The sequence below is a fragment of the Streptomyces sp. NPDC044719 genome, assembly GCF_056433405.1.
Map to the genome: position 1 here is coordinate 57,107 of NZ_JBWKHE010000011.1, position 15,741 is coordinate 72,847.

General features: G+C 72.1%; 15 protein-coding genes. 13 read left to right on the top strand and 2 right to left on the bottom strand.

Annotation, left to right across the window (positions count from 1 at the left end; all coding sequences use genetic code 11):
* Positions 1-652: 652 nt before the first annotated feature.
* Genes AC07DF_RS35985 through AC07DF_RS35995 form a run of 3 tightly spaced genes read left to right on the top strand, consistent with a single transcriptional unit; the run spans position 653 to position 3,856 of the window.
* Entirely contained in the window at positions 653-1,831 is a 1,179-nt protein-coding gene (locus AC07DF_RS35985) for a hypothetical protein (protein WP_478980880.1), read from the top strand.
* On the top strand, positions 1,828-3,066 hold the full coding sequence (gene mycP / locus AC07DF_RS35990; RefSeq protein ID WP_478980882.1) for a type VII secretion-associated serine protease mycosin: 1,239 nt from the start codon (positions 1,828-1,830) through the stop codon (positions 3,064-3,066). Before AC07DF_RS35985 ends, mycP begins: the two co-directional genes overlap by 4 nt.
* Positions 3,067-3,124: 58 nt before the next feature.
* Positions 3,125-3,856: an SseB family protein gene (locus AC07DF_RS35995; RefSeq protein WP_478980884.1), complete on the top strand. Its 732-nt coding sequence runs from the start codon at positions 3,125-3,127 to the stop codon at positions 3,854-3,856.
* A 1-nt stretch (position 3,857) separates the two neighbouring features.
* Here the strand turns inward: AC07DF_RS35995 and AC07DF_RS36000 are convergent, their stop codons facing one another.
* Positions 3,858-4,214 (bottom strand): DUF1844 domain-containing protein, encoded by a 357-nt coding sequence (locus AC07DF_RS36000; protein ID WP_215122530.1) that lies wholly within the window; start codon positions 4,212-4,214, stop codon positions 3,858-3,860.
* 394 nt (positions 4,215-4,608) lie between these two features.
* Between AC07DF_RS36000 and infC the strand changes: the two genes are divergently transcribed.
* The 10 genes from infC to AC07DF_RS36050 all read left to right on the top strand — a co-directional run bounded on the left by infC (position 4,609) and on the right by AC07DF_RS36050 (position 15,317).
* Positions 4,609-5,259: a translation initiation factor IF-3 gene (gene infC / locus AC07DF_RS36005; RefSeq protein ID WP_215124526.1), complete on the top strand. Its 651-nt coding sequence runs from the start codon at positions 4,609-4,611 to the stop codon at positions 5,257-5,259.
* Between the two features lie 109 nt (positions 5,260-5,368).
* Positions 5,369-5,563 carry a 50S ribosomal protein L35 gene (gene rpmI, locus AC07DF_RS36010; protein WP_003989075.1) on the top strand — a complete coding sequence of 65 codons (195 nt, stop codon included), beginning with the start codon at positions 5,369-5,371 and terminating at the stop codon, positions 5,561-5,563.
* 95 nt (positions 5,564-5,658) lie between these two features.
* A complete protein-coding gene (gene rplT, locus AC07DF_RS36015; protein WP_004002577.1) occupies positions 5,659-6,042 on the top strand; it encodes a 50S ribosomal protein L20 in 384 nt (127 codons plus the stop codon).
* 91 nt (positions 6,043-6,133) lie between these two features.
* On the top strand, positions 6,134-6,994 hold the full coding sequence (locus tag AC07DF_RS36020; protein ID WP_478980888.1) for a TrmH family RNA methyltransferase: 861 nt from the start codon (positions 6,134-6,136) through the stop codon (positions 6,992-6,994).
* Positions 6,995-7,085: 91 nt separating this feature from the next.
* Positions 7,086-8,228: a sensor histidine kinase gene (locus tag AC07DF_RS36025; protein ID WP_478980890.1), complete on the top strand. Its 1,143-nt coding sequence runs from the start codon at positions 7,086-7,088 to the stop codon at positions 8,226-8,228.
* A gap of 142 nt (positions 8,229-8,370) precedes the next feature.
* Positions 8,371-9,498, top strand: coding sequence for a phenylalanine--tRNA ligase subunit alpha (gene pheS, locus AC07DF_RS36030; protein WP_478980892.1), 1,128 nt, complete (start codon positions 8,371-8,373; stop codon positions 9,496-9,498).
* On the top strand, positions 9,498-12,011 hold the full coding sequence (gene pheT / locus AC07DF_RS36035; RefSeq protein ID WP_478980894.1) for a phenylalanine--tRNA ligase subunit beta: 2,514 nt from the start codon (positions 9,498-9,500) through the stop codon (positions 12,009-12,011). The genes pheS and pheT overlap by 1 nt, the downstream gene beginning before the upstream one ends.
* Positions 12,012-12,141: 130 nt before the next feature.
* On the top strand, positions 12,142-13,074 hold the full coding sequence (locus AC07DF_RS36040) for a PP2C family protein-serine/threonine phosphatase (RefSeq protein WP_478980896.1): 933 nt from the start codon (positions 12,142-12,144) through the stop codon (positions 13,072-13,074).
* 249 nt (positions 13,075-13,323) lie between these two features.
* Positions 13,324-14,664: a transcriptional regulator gene (locus AC07DF_RS36045; RefSeq protein ID WP_478980899.1), complete on the top strand. Its 1,341-nt coding sequence runs from the start codon at positions 13,324-13,326 to the stop codon at positions 14,662-14,664.
* A 107-nt stretch (positions 14,665-14,771) separates the two neighbouring features.
* Complete coding sequence (locus AC07DF_RS36050; protein WP_478980901.1) at positions 14,772-15,317, top strand: NUDIX hydrolase; 546 nt, start codon at positions 14,772-14,774, stop codon at positions 15,315-15,317.
* Positions 15,318-15,329: 12 nt separating this feature from the next.
* Here AC07DF_RS36050 and AC07DF_RS36055 read toward each other — a convergent pair whose 3' ends face one another.
* Positions 15,330-15,587, bottom strand: coding sequence for a hypothetical protein (locus AC07DF_RS36055; RefSeq protein WP_215122537.1), 258 nt, complete (start codon positions 15,585-15,587; stop codon positions 15,330-15,332).
* Positions 15,588-15,741: the final 154 nt, after the last annotated feature.

Sequence of the window (15,741 nt, forward strand, 5' to 3'; positions counted from 1 at the left end):
CGGCCAGATCGGCTCTGGCGCCGTGCGTGTGTCATCGGCAGACGCCGGCGCCGGCGGCTCGGCGGCACCTTTGGACCGGGACAGCGACCGTGCCGGGTCTGCAGCCGCCAGGACGCGTGGTCCGGCCGACGGGGATGGTGTTCCGGGTCCGCTGCGGCCGTCCGCGGAGCGGGACACCGACCAGCCCCCCGGGTCTTCCGTTGCCGGAGCGCGTGGGGTGCCGGACGGGCGTGGGTTCTTCGGTGCCGGTGGCCTGACGACAGGTGAGCAGGGGCCTTTCTCGGCGCGTGAGGGGGCCTCGCCGGACCGGGAATCGTCTGGTGGGCGCTCCGGCGCGGGTAGCTCGTCGGCAGGGGACGGCACCGGTTCCGGAACGGCGGCCCGGAACGGCGGCTCGGCCGGTTCGGTGTCCTCCGGCTCCCGGGGCGGTGCGAACGGGCGCCCTCGTTTCCCGAGCCTCGGCGCCACCGCGCCCGAGCGCACCGAGCCCACGACACCGCCCCCACCGCTCGCCTCCGCCCGCTTCCCGGACACGCCTCCCGGCGTCCGCCCCGAGAACCGGCCCGCGTCGAACAGGCTGTCCACACCGCCTGACGCTCCTCCGCGGCCGCGTCACCTTCCGGGTTCCTCCGTCCGTCCCGGGCCGCTCCCCATGCCACGCCGTACCGGCGCACCCGCCGAGAACGCCGCCGAGAACGCCGCGGAGACGACCCGACGCCTGCGGCCGATCCCCGCCGACCCGTCACCCGCCGAGCGGTCCGGCCAGCCGGACGCCGAGACCTCCGGCCGTCCCGGTCCCGTACGCCCCGGCACCCCGCCGCGCCCCACGCGTGAGCCGCAGGCCGGTGCGGGCGCTGGGACGCGCGTGCCGCCCGCGCCCACCCAGCGGCCCCGCACCGCCGCCTCAGCTCCTCCGCCCCCGGACTCCGCCCCCGCCTCCGGCGTCTCTCCCGACCCGGCCTTCTCCTGGAGCGCCCCCCTGACCCCCGGCGGGACCCTCACCGGCGCGCGGCCCGTCGTGTCGTTCGCGGAGCCCGAGGGATACGACGGTGACGCCCGGCCCCGCCCGCTCGGCCGGCGCGGCGCATCGCAGGCCGCCGCGGCCGCCGCCTGTCTCGTGCTCGGACTGGGACTCATCTCGGGCGCGGTCACCGGCAGCTGGCTGGTCGGGGACTCCGGCGAGGAGGGCTCGCGGAGCACCTTCGCCACGGCCGGAAGCCTCTGGCACAGCGTCCCCGTCGACCAGCTGTTCCCGCCCACCGTGCAGGGCCGGGGCGCCGGCCCCGGCGGAGCCGACCGCACCTGGACCCGGATCGCCGTCGCCCCGGACAGCGGCTGCAAGGACGCCTTCGACCCCCTGCTGCGCAAGGCCCTCGCCCCCGTCGGCTGCGAACGGCTCCTGCGCGCCACCTACACCGACGCCACGCAGAGCTACGTCACCACCGTCGGCCTGCTCTTCACCACCGCCGACGCCCCGGGCATGACCTCCCTCGCGAACCGTTTCCGCAACGAGCGCCTGGACCGCCGCAACGACCTGATGCCCCTGCCGTACGCCGCCAAGGACACCCCCGCCGCCCACTTCGGCAAGGGACAGCGCGCCTCCTGGACCGTCTCCGTGCTCACCGAGGCCCCGGTCGTCGTCTACGCGGTCTCCGGCTGGGCCGACGGCCGCACCGTCGACGATCCGCAGCCCGCCGAGGACGCCATGGAGCCGAACGCCACCACCGCCCCGGCCCAGGCCGGCCTCGGCAACGAGGCGCAGGGCCTCGCCGACCGCGTCGAACGCGGCCTGCGCAAGAACGTCCGCTCGGCCACGGAGCAGCCGTCGTGAAGGCCGCAAGCCGCCCGGCGGGCCGAGCCTCCGCGCCCCGGCGAGCCGTCGCGCCTCGGCGAGCCGTCGCGTTCCGGCGGACCGGAGCCCTCGGCGTCCTGCTCGCCGCCGGCCTCGTCCTGCTCCCCGCCCCCGCCGCCCACGCCGACAGCATCCGCGCCCAGCAGTGGGCCCTGGAAGCCATGCACACCCAGGAGGCCTGGCAGACCACCAAGGGCGAAGGCGTCACCGTCGCCGTCCTGGACACCGGCGTCGAGGCCGACCACCCCGACCTGATCGGCAACGTCCTCACCGGCAAGGACCTGGTCGGCTTCGGAGCCGAGCCGGGCGATCGCGCCTGGGCCCGGCACGGCACCGCCATGGCCGGCATCATCGCCGGCCACGGACACGGCCCTGGCAACGCCGACGGCGTCCTCGGCATCGCCCCCGAGGCGAAGATCCTCCCCGTCCGCGTGATCCTGGAGGACGGCGACCCCTCCCGCGCCAAGGCCCGCAGCACCCGCGGCAACGCCCTCGCCGAGGGCATCCGCTGGGCCGCCGACCACGGCGCCGACGTCATCAACCTCTCCCTCGGCGACGACTCCGCCTCCGCGCATCCCGAGCCCGCCGAGGACTCGGCCATCCAGTACGCCCTGAAGAAGGGCGTGGTCGTCGTCGCCTCCTCGGGCAACGGCGGTGAGAAGGGCGACCACATCTCCTACCCGGCCGCCTATCCGGGCGTCATCGCGGCCACCGCCGTCGACCGCTCCGGAACCCGCGCCCCCTTCTCCACCCGCCGCTGGTACGCCACCGTCAGCGCCCCCGGCGTCGACGTCGTCATCGCCGACCCCGACCACAAGTACTACGAGGGCTGGGGCACCAGCGCCGCCGCCGCCTTCGTCTCCGGCGCCGCCGCCCTGGTCAAGGCCGCCCACCCGGACCTGACCCCGGCCCAGATCAAATCGCTCCTCGAGGACACCGCCCGCAACGCGCCCGTCGGGGGCCGCGACGACTCCCGGGGCTTCGGCTTCATCGACCCGGCCGCCGCCATCAAGGCCGCCGACGGGCTCGAGCCGGAGGGCCTGCGCTCGGCGTCGCACGGCGAGAAGTACTTCGGCAGCGGCCCGGACTCCGCCGCCTCCGGTGACGGCACCGCCGACTGGGCCGCCCCCCTCGCGGGCAGCGCCGGCGGCGTCCTGCTGGTGGCGTCCGTGGTCCTGTGGCGCGGCCGCCGCACGAGCCGCGACGACTTCTAGGCCGCATCGTCTGAACCGCTGCCGAAGCGGCGGCACCCGGCCGATAGGGTCGACGACCGTGGCGAACAAGAACATCCCCGACCCCGGCTTCTCCGACGACGACGGCTCCGCCGATCCCCGGCTGAGCGCGGCACTCGCCGCCTGGTCAGAGGACCGCGGCGCGGTGGGCCCGGTCCTCGACGCCCTCAAGGGCGCCCGGCTGCTCGTCCCCGTCGTGGCCGTGCTCGGCGAGGTCGAGGAGGACGAGCGGGGACTGCGCCGCGAGAAGAGCAGCGACATGGCCGTACCGACCCTGAAGGCCGGAAACCGCACCGCCCTCCCCGCCTTCACGTCCACGGACACCCTGGCCCGCTGGGACCCGGAGGCGCGCCCCGTCGCCGTCCCCCTGCACCAGGCCCTCCAGGCCGCCGCCCACGAGAAGGCGGACACGGTCGTGCTGGACATGGCAGGGCCCGTGCCCTTCGAGCTGACGGGATCCGCCCTGCTCTCGCTCGCCGAGGGCCGGACCACCACGGACCCGCTCGCCGACCCGGCGGTCGTGGCCGCGGTGCGCGCCGTGGTCGCCGACGTGCGCGCGGTGGTACGTGCCTACCTCGGCCCCGGCCGGGCCGACGGCACCCTCGCCCTGGTCTTCGAGCCGGCCGTGCCGCACGACGCCGGCGTCCACGCGGTCGCACGCCGCCTCGCCGCCGACGAGACACTGAGGGCCCGCCTGGTGCGCGGCCTCGACCTGGCAGTCCTGCCGGCCGAGGCGACGCCACCGGGCGAGCCCTTGTACGTACGCGGATGAACTAGCCGTAGACGGGGCCCGTGTACTTCTCGCCCGGCCCCTGGCCCGGCTCGTCCGGGCTCAGCGACGCCTCGCGGAACGCCAGCTGCAGCGACTTCAGACCGTCGCGCAGCGGCGACGCGTGGAAGGAGCTGATCTCGGTCGCGGAGGCGTCCAGCAGGCCGGCCAGCGCGTGCACCAGCTTGCGGGCCTCGTCCAGATCCTTGTGCTTGTCGCCCTCCTCGGTCAGACCGAGCTTCACCGCGGCGGCGCTCATCAGGTTGACGGCGACCGTCACGATCACCTCGACCGCCGGGACCTCGGCGATGTCGCGGGCCATGGCGTCGAAGTCGGGGGACTCAGGAGGGGTCTCACTCATGCCCCACACGATAGGCGCAGGACGGGCCCGTGCCGCACCAGGCCCCACGGCGTCCCAATTAGCCGTTCCTGGCCGATGCTGGTAATCTCGTGTAACGACCGGTCGGACCCGTATGCCTCACGGCCCGCGAGCCCGACCCACAAGTGGAGGCTTTCGAACTCCCACCTGACCGCCCCCAGGGCGTCGGGTCACCGGTCAGACGATCCCGTCCCAGCGGCGGCGATCCGTCCGAAAGCGCGCCCCGCGGTCACCGCGGCGGTGCTCCGGTAGTTCGAGGAGCCCCGCCTGGGATCGTCCGGGGCATTTTTTGTGCTTCGGCGCGGTTAGGTCTATCGAATAGAGACGTTACGCGGCCGTCCGCCAGACCGTCGCGTGGTGCTACCGAGGAGGATCCATCAGCGCCGAGCCCCGCATCAACGACCGGATTCGCGTTCCCGAGGTGCGACTTGTCGGTCCCAGTGGCGAGCAGGTGGGCATCGTCCCGCTGGCCAAGGCACTGGAGCTTGCGCAGGAGTACGACCTGGACCTGGTCGAGGTCGCGGCGAATGCCCGTCCGCCCGTGTGCAAGCTCATGGACTACGGGAAGTTCAAGTACGAGTCGGCCATGAAGGCCCGTGAGGCGCGCAAGAACCAGGCGCACACGGTCATCAAGGAGATGAAGCTCCGGCCGAAGATCGACCCGCACGACTATGACACCAAGAAGGGTCACGTCGTCCGGTTCCTCAAGCAGGGCGACAAGGTCAAGATCACGATCATGTTCCGTGGTCGCGAGCAGTCCCGGCCCGAGCTGGGCTACCGACTGCTGCAGCGTCTCGCGGAGGACGTCCAGGACCTCGGTTTCGTGGAGTCGAACCCGAAGCAGGACGGCCGGAACATGATCATGGTCCTCGGTCCGCACAAGAAGAAGACCGAGGCGATGGCCGAGGCTCGCCAGGCGCAGGAGGCCCGCAAGGCGGAAGCGAAGGCCAACCCCGGCCGCTCGCAGAACGCCGCGGAAGCCGACGCGGACGTCGAGGCGCCGGCCGAGGAGCCCGCCGAGGCGTGACCCCTGGGGACGCGAGTCCCGAGGAAGCAACCGAAACAAGACGACGCTCCACCGTGCCCGGTTTCACGACCGGGCACCGGAGCGCCACCGACGAGGAGAGTACGGCGCTATGCCGAAGAACAAGTCGCACAGCGGGTCCAGCAAGCGCTTCAAGGTCACCGGCTCCGGCAAGGTGCTCCGCGAGCGTGCCGGCAAGCGCCACCTGCTCGAGCACAAGTCGTCCCGTGTGACGCGTCGCCTCACCGGCAACGCCGAGATGGCCCCGGGCGACGCCAAGAAGATCAAGAAGCTTCTCGGCAAGTGACGCTTCGGCGCGCCAGCGCCGTACGTCAGGACCGGGACCCAATCGATTTCGGGCCGTGTGAGGACCACCGCGGCCCCGCTACAAGGAGTTAAAAAGTGGCACGCGTCAAGCGGGCAGTGAACGCCCACAAGAAGCGCCGGGCGATCCTCGAGCAGGCTTCCGGCTACCGCGGTCAGCGTTCGCGCCTGTACCGCAAGGCCAAGGAGCAGGTCACCCACTCGCTGGTCTACAACTACAACGACCGCAAGAAGCGCAAGGGTGACTTCCGTCAGCTGTGGATCCAGCGCATCAACGCCGCTGCCCGCGCCAACGGCATCACGTACAACCGCTTCATCCAGGGTCTGAAGGCCGCGAACGTCGAGGTCGACCGCAAGATCCTGGCCGAGCTGGCCGTCAACGACGCCGGTGCGTTCGCCGCGCTCGTCGAGGTCGCCCAGAAGGCGCTGCCGAGCGACGTCAACGCGCCCAAGGCTGCGTGACGCCGCGCCGGCCCCAAGCCGACGTGATTCAAGGACCCGCAGGCCGAACGGCCTGCGGGTCCTGCTGTGCAGCTACGAGAAAGTGAACAGGATGTCCCCCGCCACGCCCGAGCTCATCTCCCCCCGCTCACCCCGCGTCCTGGCCGCGCGGCGGCTGGCCAAGCGGAACTTCCGGGGGAAGGAGCGGCTGTTCCTCGCGGAGGGGCCGCAGGCCGTGCGCGAGGCGGCCGGGCACCGGGCCGGGGACACGGCCACGCTCACGGAGCTGTTCGCGACGCCGGAGGCCGCCGAGCGGTACGCCGACATCCTGGGGGCGGTCCGGGACACCGGCGCCCGGGTGCACCTCGCCTCCGAGCAGGTCATCGCCGACATCTCCACCACCGTCACCCCGCAGGGACTCGTCGGAGTCTGCCGCTTCCTGGACACGCCCTTCGAGGAGGTCCTCGAGGCGCGCCCCCGGCTCGTCGCCCTCCTCGCGAACGTCCGCGACCCCGGCAACGCCGGGACCGTGCTGCGCTGCGCCGACGCCGCCGGTGCCGAGGCCGTCGTCCTGACCGACGCCTCCGTCGACGTGTACAACCCCAAGGCCGTCCGCGCCTCCGTCGGCTCCCTGTTCCACCTGCCCGTGGCCGTCGGCGTCCCCGTGGAACAGGCGGTCGACGGGCTGCGGACCGCCGGTGTCCGGGTCCTCGCCGCCGACGGGGCGGGCGACCGCGACCTCGACGAGGAACTCGACAAGGGCACCATGGGCGAGCCGACCGCCTGGATCTTCGGGAACGAGGCCTGGGGACTCCCCAAGGAGACCCGCTCCCTCACCGACGCCGTCGTGCGCGTCCCGATCCACGGGAAGGCCGAGAGCCTGAACCTCGCCACCGCCGCCGCCGTATGTCTCTATGCGTCCGCGCGTGCACAGCGCGCCGCCGGAGGGTGCCGTTCCGTCACCGGGAACTAGTAGGGTGACCAGCTCAGGGACCCTCCCCCAAGCTGTCGGCTGCGCTCGAGCAGGGGGGACCCCCATGGAACCTGAGAGGTGGGGAACGGGGATGAGCGTCGGCACGAGCAGCGCACCGGGAGCCCAGGACGCCGGGCACCCGCCCGCCGCGTTCCGGCCGCCCGGTGATCTCGCCGGCCTCGGCATCGACCCCGACCAGCTGCCCGACGGACTCGTCGTCGCCGACGAGCAGGGCCGCGTCATCTGCTTCAACGCCGCCGCCCAGCGGATCACCGCCGTCAGCGCGCGGGACGCCCTCGGGCAGCGGCTGGAGAAGGCCCTGCCGTTAGAGGACCTGGAGGGGCGTCGCTGGTGGCAGCTGACCGACCCGTACGGCGGCCTCGCCATCCGCGTCGGACAGCCCGAGCGCAACCTGCTCCTGCCCGGCGGCCGTGAGGTGCTGGTCTCCGCGCGCTACGTCCGCACCCGGCCCACCGGACCCCTCCGGCGCCTGGTCGTCACCCTGCGCGACACCGAGGCCCGGCGCCGCACCGAGCGCAGCCACGCCGAGCTGATCGCCACCGTCGCCCACGAACTGCGCTCACCGCTCACCTCGGTCAAGGGCTTCACCGCCACCCTGCTCGCCAAGTGGGAACGCTTCACCGACGACCAGAAGCGGCTGATGCTGGAGACCGTCGACGCCGACGCCGACCGGGTCACCCGGCTCATCGCCGAGCTGCTCGACATCTCGCGCATCGACTCCGGCAGGCTGGAGGTGCGCCGCCAGCCCGTCGACATCGGCGCGGCCGTCGGACGGCACATCCAGGCCTACGTCGCCGCCGGGCAGGGGGCCGACCGGTTCCTGCTGCGTGTGCAGCAGCCGCTGCCCGACCTGTGGGCCGACCCAGACAAGATCGACCAGGTGCTCAGCAACCTCCTGGAAAATGCCGTGCGGCACGGCGAGGGAACTGTCACGATCGACGTCACGGCCACGGCGTCCCCCCGAGAGGGCGAGGACACCGGTACGTCGGTCACGGTGAGCGACGAGGGGCCCGGTATCCCGGAGGAGTCCATGAACCGCGTCTTCACCCGCTTCTGGCGGGGCAGCAAGCGCGGCGGCACCGGCCTCGGGCTCTACATCGTCAAAGGCATCGTCGAGGCCCACGGCGGCACCATCACGGTCGGCCGCGCGCCCGGCGCCGGCGCCGAGTTCCGATTTACGTTGCCCGTGAGCGCTCCGGCCTATCTCACCTGAGATCCGCCCGAGCCGCCCGCGGGCGCATTCGTATACCTCCACCCCGTTAGACTCGGCCATTGGCACCTTTGTGTCCCTCCAGACGGCCGTTCGGAGTCGGTGACGGGGACCTTCAGCCAGCTAATCGGAAGCACGGGAAGAGATGTCGGCACCGAATAAGTCGTACGACCCTGTCGAGGTCGAGACCTTGAAACCGGAAGAGATCGAGCGCATGCGGGACGAGGCGCTCGCCGCCTTCGCCGCCGCGGACTCCCTCGACGCGCTCCAGGAGGCCAAGGTCGCCCACACCGGCGGCACCTCCCCGCTGGCCCTCGCCAACCGCGAGATCGGCGCCCTGCCCCCGCACGCCAAGGCGGAGGCCGGCAAGCGCGTCGGCCAGGCCCGCGGCGCCGTGAACAAGGGCCTCTCCGCCCGCCAGGCCGAGCTCGAGGCGGAGCGGGACACCCGCGTGCTCGTCGAGGAGGCCGTGGACGTCACGCTGCCCCACGACCGCGTACCGTCCGGCGCCCGGCACCCGCTCACCACGATGATGGAGCGGGTCGCGGACGTCTTCGTGGCCATGGGCTACGAGGTCGCCGAAGGGCCCGAGGCCGAGGCGGAGTGGTTCAACTTCGACGCCTTGAACTTCCTGCCCGACCACCCGGCCCGGCAGATGCAGGACACCTTCTTCGTGGAGGGACCCAAGGGCACCGAGGAGTCCGGGTCCGGCGTCGTCCTGCGCACGCACACCTCCCCGGTGCAGGCCCGGGCGCTGCTCGACCGTGAGCTGCCGGTCTACATCGTCTGCCCCGGCCGGGTGTTCCGCACCGACGAGCTGGACGCCACGCACACGCCCGTGTTCCACCAGATCGAGCTGCTCGCGGTGGACGAGGGCCTGACGATGGCGGACCTCAAGGGCACCCTGGACCACATGGTCCAGGCCCTCTTCGGCGAGGACATGAAGACCCGGCTGCGGCCGAACTTCTTCCCGTTCACCGAGCCGAGCGCCGAGATGGACATGCTCTGCTACGTCTGCAAGGGCGAGTCCGTAGGCAACCCCGACCGCCCCTGCCGTACCTGCTCCTCCGAGGGCTGGATCGAGCTCGGCGGCTGCGGCATGGTCAACCCGCGCGTGCTGCGGGCCTGCGGTGTCGACCCGGAGAAGTACAGCGGTTTCGCCTTCGGGTTCGGCATCGAACGGATGCTGATGTTCCGCCACAACGTCGAAGACATGCGAGACATGGTCGAGGGTGACGTCCGGTTCACCCGGCCGTTCGGGATGGAGATCTGATGCGGGTCCCGCTTTCTTGGCTGCGGGAGTACGTCGACCTGCCGGCGACGGAATCCGGCCGCGACCTCCAGGAGAAGCTCGTCTCGGCCGGTCTGGAGGTCGAGACCGTCGAGCAGCTCGGCGCCGACCTCAAGGGCCCGCTGGTCGTCGGCCAGGTGGCGACGATCGAGGAGCTGACGGAGTTCAAGAAGCCGATCCGCTTCTGCACCGTCGACGTCGGCCAGGCCAACGGCACCGGGGAGCCCCAGGAGATCGTCTGCGGCGCCCGCAACTTCGCCGTCGGCGACAAGGTCGTCGTCGCCCTGCCCGGTGCCGTCCTGCCCGGTGACTTCCAGATCGCCGAGCGCAAGACCTACGGCAAGATGTCGCGCGGCATGATCTGCTCCAGCGACGAGCTGAACATGGGCGACGACGGCACCAAGGGCATCATCGTGCTGCCGCCGGAGACCGAGGTCGGCAAGGACGCGGTCGAGCTGCTCGAGCTGGTCGACGAGGTCCTCGACATCGCCGTCACCCCCGACCGCGGCTACTGCCTGTCGATGCGCGGCATCGCCCGCGAGACCGCCATCGCCTATGGCCTGCCGCTGCGCGACCCGGCGCTGCTCGACGTGCCCGGCCCGAACGCGTACGGCTACCCGGTGCGGATCTCCGACCCCATCGGCTGCGACCGCTTCACGGCCCGCACGGTGGCGGGCCTGAGCGCCGAGGCCCGTTCCCCGATCTGGCTGCAGCGCAGGCTGCAGAAGGTCGGCATGCGCCCGATCTCGCTCGCCGTCGACGTCACCAACTACGTGATGATGGAGCTCGGCCAGCCGCTGCACGCCTACGACCGCGGACTGGTCCAGGGCACCATCGGTGTGCGCCGGGCCGAGGAGGGCGAGAAGCTCACCACCCTCGACGGTGTCGAGCGCACGCTGGGCGCCGAGGACCTGGTGATCACCGACGACCGCGGCCCGATCGGGCTCGCCGGTGTCATGGGCGGCGCCAACACGGAGATCGCCGACCACGACGACGAGGAGAACGCCACGGCCGACGTGGTGATCGAGGCCGCGCACTTCGACGCGGTGTCGATCGCGCGTACGGCCCGCCGGCACAAGCTGTCCTCCGAGGCGTCCCGGCGCTTCGAGCGCGGCGTCGATCCGCAGGCCGCGGCGGCCGCCGCGCAGCGCACCGTCGACCTGCTGGTCCTGCTCGCGGGCGGCACCGCCGAGGCCGGTGTCACCGAGGTCCTCGCCCCGACCGCGCCGCACACCATCACCCTCCCGGCCGACCACCCGGACAAGGTCGCGGGCGTGGTGTACGGCCGCGAGACCGTCGTACGCCGCCTCCAGCAGGTCGGCTGCGACGTGTACGGGCAGGACGAGCTGATCGTCACCGTGCCGTCCTGGCGGCCCGACCTCACCGACCCGAACGACCTGGCCGAAGAGGTCATCCGCCTGGAGGGCTACGAGAACCTGCCCTCCACGCTGCCAAGGCCGCCGGCCGGCCGTGGCCTGACCCACCGGCAGCGGCTGCACCGCCGCGTCGGCCGGGCCCTGGCCGGTGCGGGCTATGTCGAGGCGCCGAACTACCCGTTCGTCAGCGAGCAGGTCTTCGACCAGCTCGGCCTGGAGCCCGACGACCCGGCCCGCCGTGTCGTCAGGCTCAGCAACCCGCTGAGCGACGAGGAGCCCGCGCTGCGCACCTCGCTGCTGCCGGGCCTGCTGGGTGCCCTGCGGCGCAATGACGGCCGGGGCTCGCACGATCTCGCGCTGTTCGAGACCGGCCTGGTCTTCAAGCCGCGCGAGGAGCAGTCGGCCGCCGCCGTGCTGCCGGTCGACCGCCGCCCGACCGACGAGGAACTCGCCGAGCTGAACGCCGCGCTGCCTGAGCAGCCGCGGCACGCCGCCGTCGTCCTCGCCGGTGCCCGCGAGCAGTCCGGCTGGTGGGGCAAGGGCCGTCCGGCCGACTGGGCCGACGCGGTCGAGTCGGCGCGGAGCGTCGCCCGTGAGGCGGGCGCCGAGCTGATCATCCGCAAGGGGCAGTACGGGCCGTGGCACCCGGGCCGGTGCGCCGAGCTGGCGATCACCGTGGACGGGGCCGAGCGGGTCGTGGGGCACGCGGGGGAGTTGCACCCGCGCGTCGTCAAGGCGCTGGGGCTGCCCGCGCGTACCTGCGCGATGGAGATCGACCTGGACGCGGTGGAGGAGGCCGGAGACGCCACGCTGACGGCGCCCCGGATCTCCGCGTTCCCGGTGGCCACGCAGGATGTCGCCCTGGTCGTCGACGCGGTGGTTCCGGCGACGGAGGTCGAGGAGGCCCTGCGTGCCGGGGCCGGGGAGCTGCTGGAGTCGATCCGGCTGTTCGATGTGTACGAGAACGCCGAGCAGCTGGGTGAGGGACGGAAGTCGCTCGCGTACGCGTTGCGGTTCCGGGCGGCTGACCGGACGCTGACGGTGGACGAGGCGTCGGCGGCTCGGGACGCGGCGGTGGCGCTCGCGGGGGAGCGTGTGGGCGCCGAGTTGCGGAGCTGAGCCGGATCACTCATCCGGGTGGTAAAGGGAGGTAAACCTGCCTTTTCCGGCTTGCTGTCGACAGAATCGGACCGGCCTTCTTGGGCCGGTCCGATTCTGTGTGTCAGGGCCTATTTGGGGGGCCATCGGCATGATCCGCTTCAGGGGTCGGGTGCGCAGCCTCGGTCTGCCCGGTGCAGTCCTCTTCGCGGTCGGTACCGGGGTGATCCTTCATGTGCGGCGGACGCTGCTGCGTGAGCTGCGGCAGTTGCGCCGGGTCGCGGCTGCCGCGCAGAACGCGGTGCTGCGGCCGCTGCCCTCGAGTATCGGTGGGCTGGACGTCGCCGCCGTTCAGATGTCGGCGGAGCCGGGGGCCGCGATCGGTGGTGACCTGTACGAGGTCGTCGCCACCGAGCACGGCGTACGGGCCGTGATGGGTGATGTGCGCGGGCACGGGATCGGCGTGTTCGGGACCGTCGCCGCCGTGCTCGGCTGTTTCCGCGAGGCCGCGTACGACGAGGCCGACCTGGGCGGGGTGCTGCGCCGGCTGGAGCGCGCCCTGGACCGGCATCTGCGCCAGGAGCATCCGGCAAGCGTCGCCGAGGAGTTCGTGACCCTGCTGCTGGTGGAGATCCGTACCGACGGCGAGATGGCCGCCCTGAACTGCGGGCACCCGTGGCCGTACCGGATGGGCGGCACCCGAGTCGAACAGCTCGCCCCCGCCGACCCGTACCCGCCTCTGGGCGTGTTTCCCCTGCCGGAGGTGCTGACGACCCTCGGTCTGGGGCATCTCCCGCCCGGTGACGCACTGTTCCTCTACACGGACGGCGTCCAGGACGCGAGGGATGCTCGTGGCCGGTTCTTCCCCCTGTCGGCAGTGCTGGCGAGCGTCGCACGGGCGGAGGCGCTCGCACCGCAGGCGATTCTCGGCAGTGTCCAGAGCGCGCTGGTCGATCACACCAACGGCTCCCCGGCCGACGACATCGCCCTGTTGCTCCTGAGGAACGAGGGGTGCATTCCGTCAGGGGGGCGGGGAACCGCGCGACCGGCCACCACGCACCCGTTGCCGACCACGAGCCTTTGATCCGGCCGGCGATGCCGTCCGCCCCGCCACGGAGTGTCGGGCAGGCGGCTGGGCGGACGGCGGAAGCGGGCCGCCGCACTGTACGAGGGGGAGCCGGCGGCCCGGCCGGCCTCTTTCGAGGCATTTCAGTCAACCGGCCGGCGACTCTGTGCGACAGCGCGCACACGGTGCGGATTCGAGCACTCCGTTCACACCCCGTGTGAAGGCGGAACCACTAATCTGGCCGCACCGAGCCACCGGGGGGCCCACATGCAGCCCAACACACTGCTCGACGCGATCCTGGACGAAGCCGGGATCTCGCACGCGGGGCTGGCCGCACACGTCAACCAGGCGGGACGGGCACGGGGCCTGTCCCTGAGGTACGAACACACCGCCGTCGCCCGGTGGTTGAAGGGGCAGCGTCCCAGGGGCCAGGTGCCCGACCTGATCTGCGAGGTGCTCGCCGCCCGGCTCCAACGGCACGTCACCCTCGACGACATCGGCCTCGGCGTGCCCGGCGAGCCGGCCGCCCCGCACACCGGTTCCCTGTCCGGGTTCGTCGAGCGGGCCACCGCCCTGTGGCGCTCCGACCAGCAGCAGCGCCCGCACATCCTGGGCGCGCCCGCGCTCACCGGTACGCCCGCCGTCATGCCGGTGTGGGAGTGGGAGAACCCGCCCGAGGACGTGGACGTCTCCCGTGGCGGCAGACATCGGGTCACCGCGGGCGACCTGGAGATGCTGCGGTCGGCCCGGGCCCACTACGAGCAGATGTACCGCAAGGCCGGGGGCATCGCGACGCGGGCCCGTATCGTCGGCTTCCTCAACGCCGAGGCAGCCCCGCTGCTGCGCGGCGGCTACACCGACGAGACCGGCCGGCAACTCCACCGGGCGACGGGCGGGTTGGTGGCCGTCGCCGGGATCTGTGCCTACGACTCCGACGCCCACGGCCTCGCCCAGCGCTACTTCCACCAGGCGCTGCGGCTCGCGAAGGCCAGCGGGGACCGGGGGCTCGGGGCGTATGTGATCGCCCTGCTCGTCAACCAGTCCCTGTTCATGCGGGAGTACCGGCAGTCCGTCGCCTTCGCGGAGGCCGCGCTGCGGGCCGCCGGCAAGCAGATCACCCCGGCGCTCGCCTCCGATCTGTACGCGATGCAGGCCAAGGCGTACGCGCATCTCGGCGACGGCACCAGTGCCCTGTCCTGCATCCGGCGGGCCGAGCAGTCAGCCGAGCGCATCCGACGTGGGTACGAGCCCGACGAGACCGGTTATGTCCAGCCGGGGCTCGTCAATGTCCAGGTGGCGGAGGCGCTGCTCAGTCTCGGGGAGATCGCGGCCGCCGGGGAGCATGCCGCCGCCGCCGTCGACAACCCGGCGCACGACCGCGGCCGGGTGCACCGGCTGGCCATGTTGAGCACCATCGAACTGCGGCAGGGCAATGCCGACAAGGCGGTGGCCATCGCCGTGCAGATGGCCGAGCAGGCCCGCGGCATGGAGTCCCAGCGGCTGCGGGACCGGCTGCGCGCGGTGCGTGAGCATCTGGTGCGCAGCGGTGGCGCGGGCACGGCCGAGGCCGCCGAACTCATCGACGGGGCGCTGCGCGTACCGTTGTAGATCCGGCGCAGCGGCGTCCGCGTCATCCCGAGCGACTTCCTGTGCGCCTGCTGTCAGTACGTCCCTGCTGCGATATTGCCACTTACTCGACGGAAGGTGGCAGAACCGTGCAGTGGACGAAACACAACGAACAAACTGTGTACTCAAACCGCTGGTTCAGCGTCAATCTCGCGGACGTCGAACTACCGGAGGGCCGGCACCTCGACCACTTCCTCATACGGATGCGGCCTGTCGCGGTGGCCACGGTCGTGAACGACGCCAACGAGGTGCTGCTGCTGTGGCGGCACCGCTTCATCACGGACAGCTGGGGGTGGGAACTCGCGGCGGGCGTCGTCGAGGACGGCGAGGACATCGCCCGCGCGGCCGCCAGGGAACTGGAGGAGGAGACCGGCTGGCGGCCGGGACCCCTGCACCACCTCATGAGCGTGGAGCCGTCCAACGGGCTCACCGACGCCCGGCACCATGTGTACTGGGCCGACGAGGGCGAATACGTCGGGCACCCCGTGGACGACTTCGAGTCGGACCGCCGGGAATGGGTCCCCCTCAAGCTCGTCCCCGACATGGTCGCCCGCGGCGAGGTCCCGGCCGCCAACATGGCGGCCGCGTTACTTCTGCTGCACCATCTCAGGCTCGGACAGGACGCGCTGCCCTAGGCTGGACAAGGGCTAGCGTCCCAGCGCCTGCCAGATCGCCAGGACGAGGGCACCCACGGCGGTGAGGGCGGCGACCGCGGGCAGCGGCCAGCGCGTGTGTTCGAGCGTGTGGATCCGGGTGTTGAGCTCGTCGATTTCCTTGGCGGTCTCCTCGGTGCGGTGGCTGAGCAGAGCCAGCCCGCCCTCGACGCGGGCGTAGGCCACGTCGAGGCGGCGTCGTAACTCTGCGAGTTCTCCAGATACGACGGGATGCTCGGGATCGGCGGCCACGAGTCCGCTCCTTTCCGTAGTCGTTTCACATCCCTTGCATGCGCATGTGGAGTCAACTCGCCTGGTGGGCGCCTGGGGAGAGTGTGCGACGGGCATATGCGAGCCCGGCGCGCACACGGTGTGTGAATGCCGCGGACCCGGCACCAATTCCGGT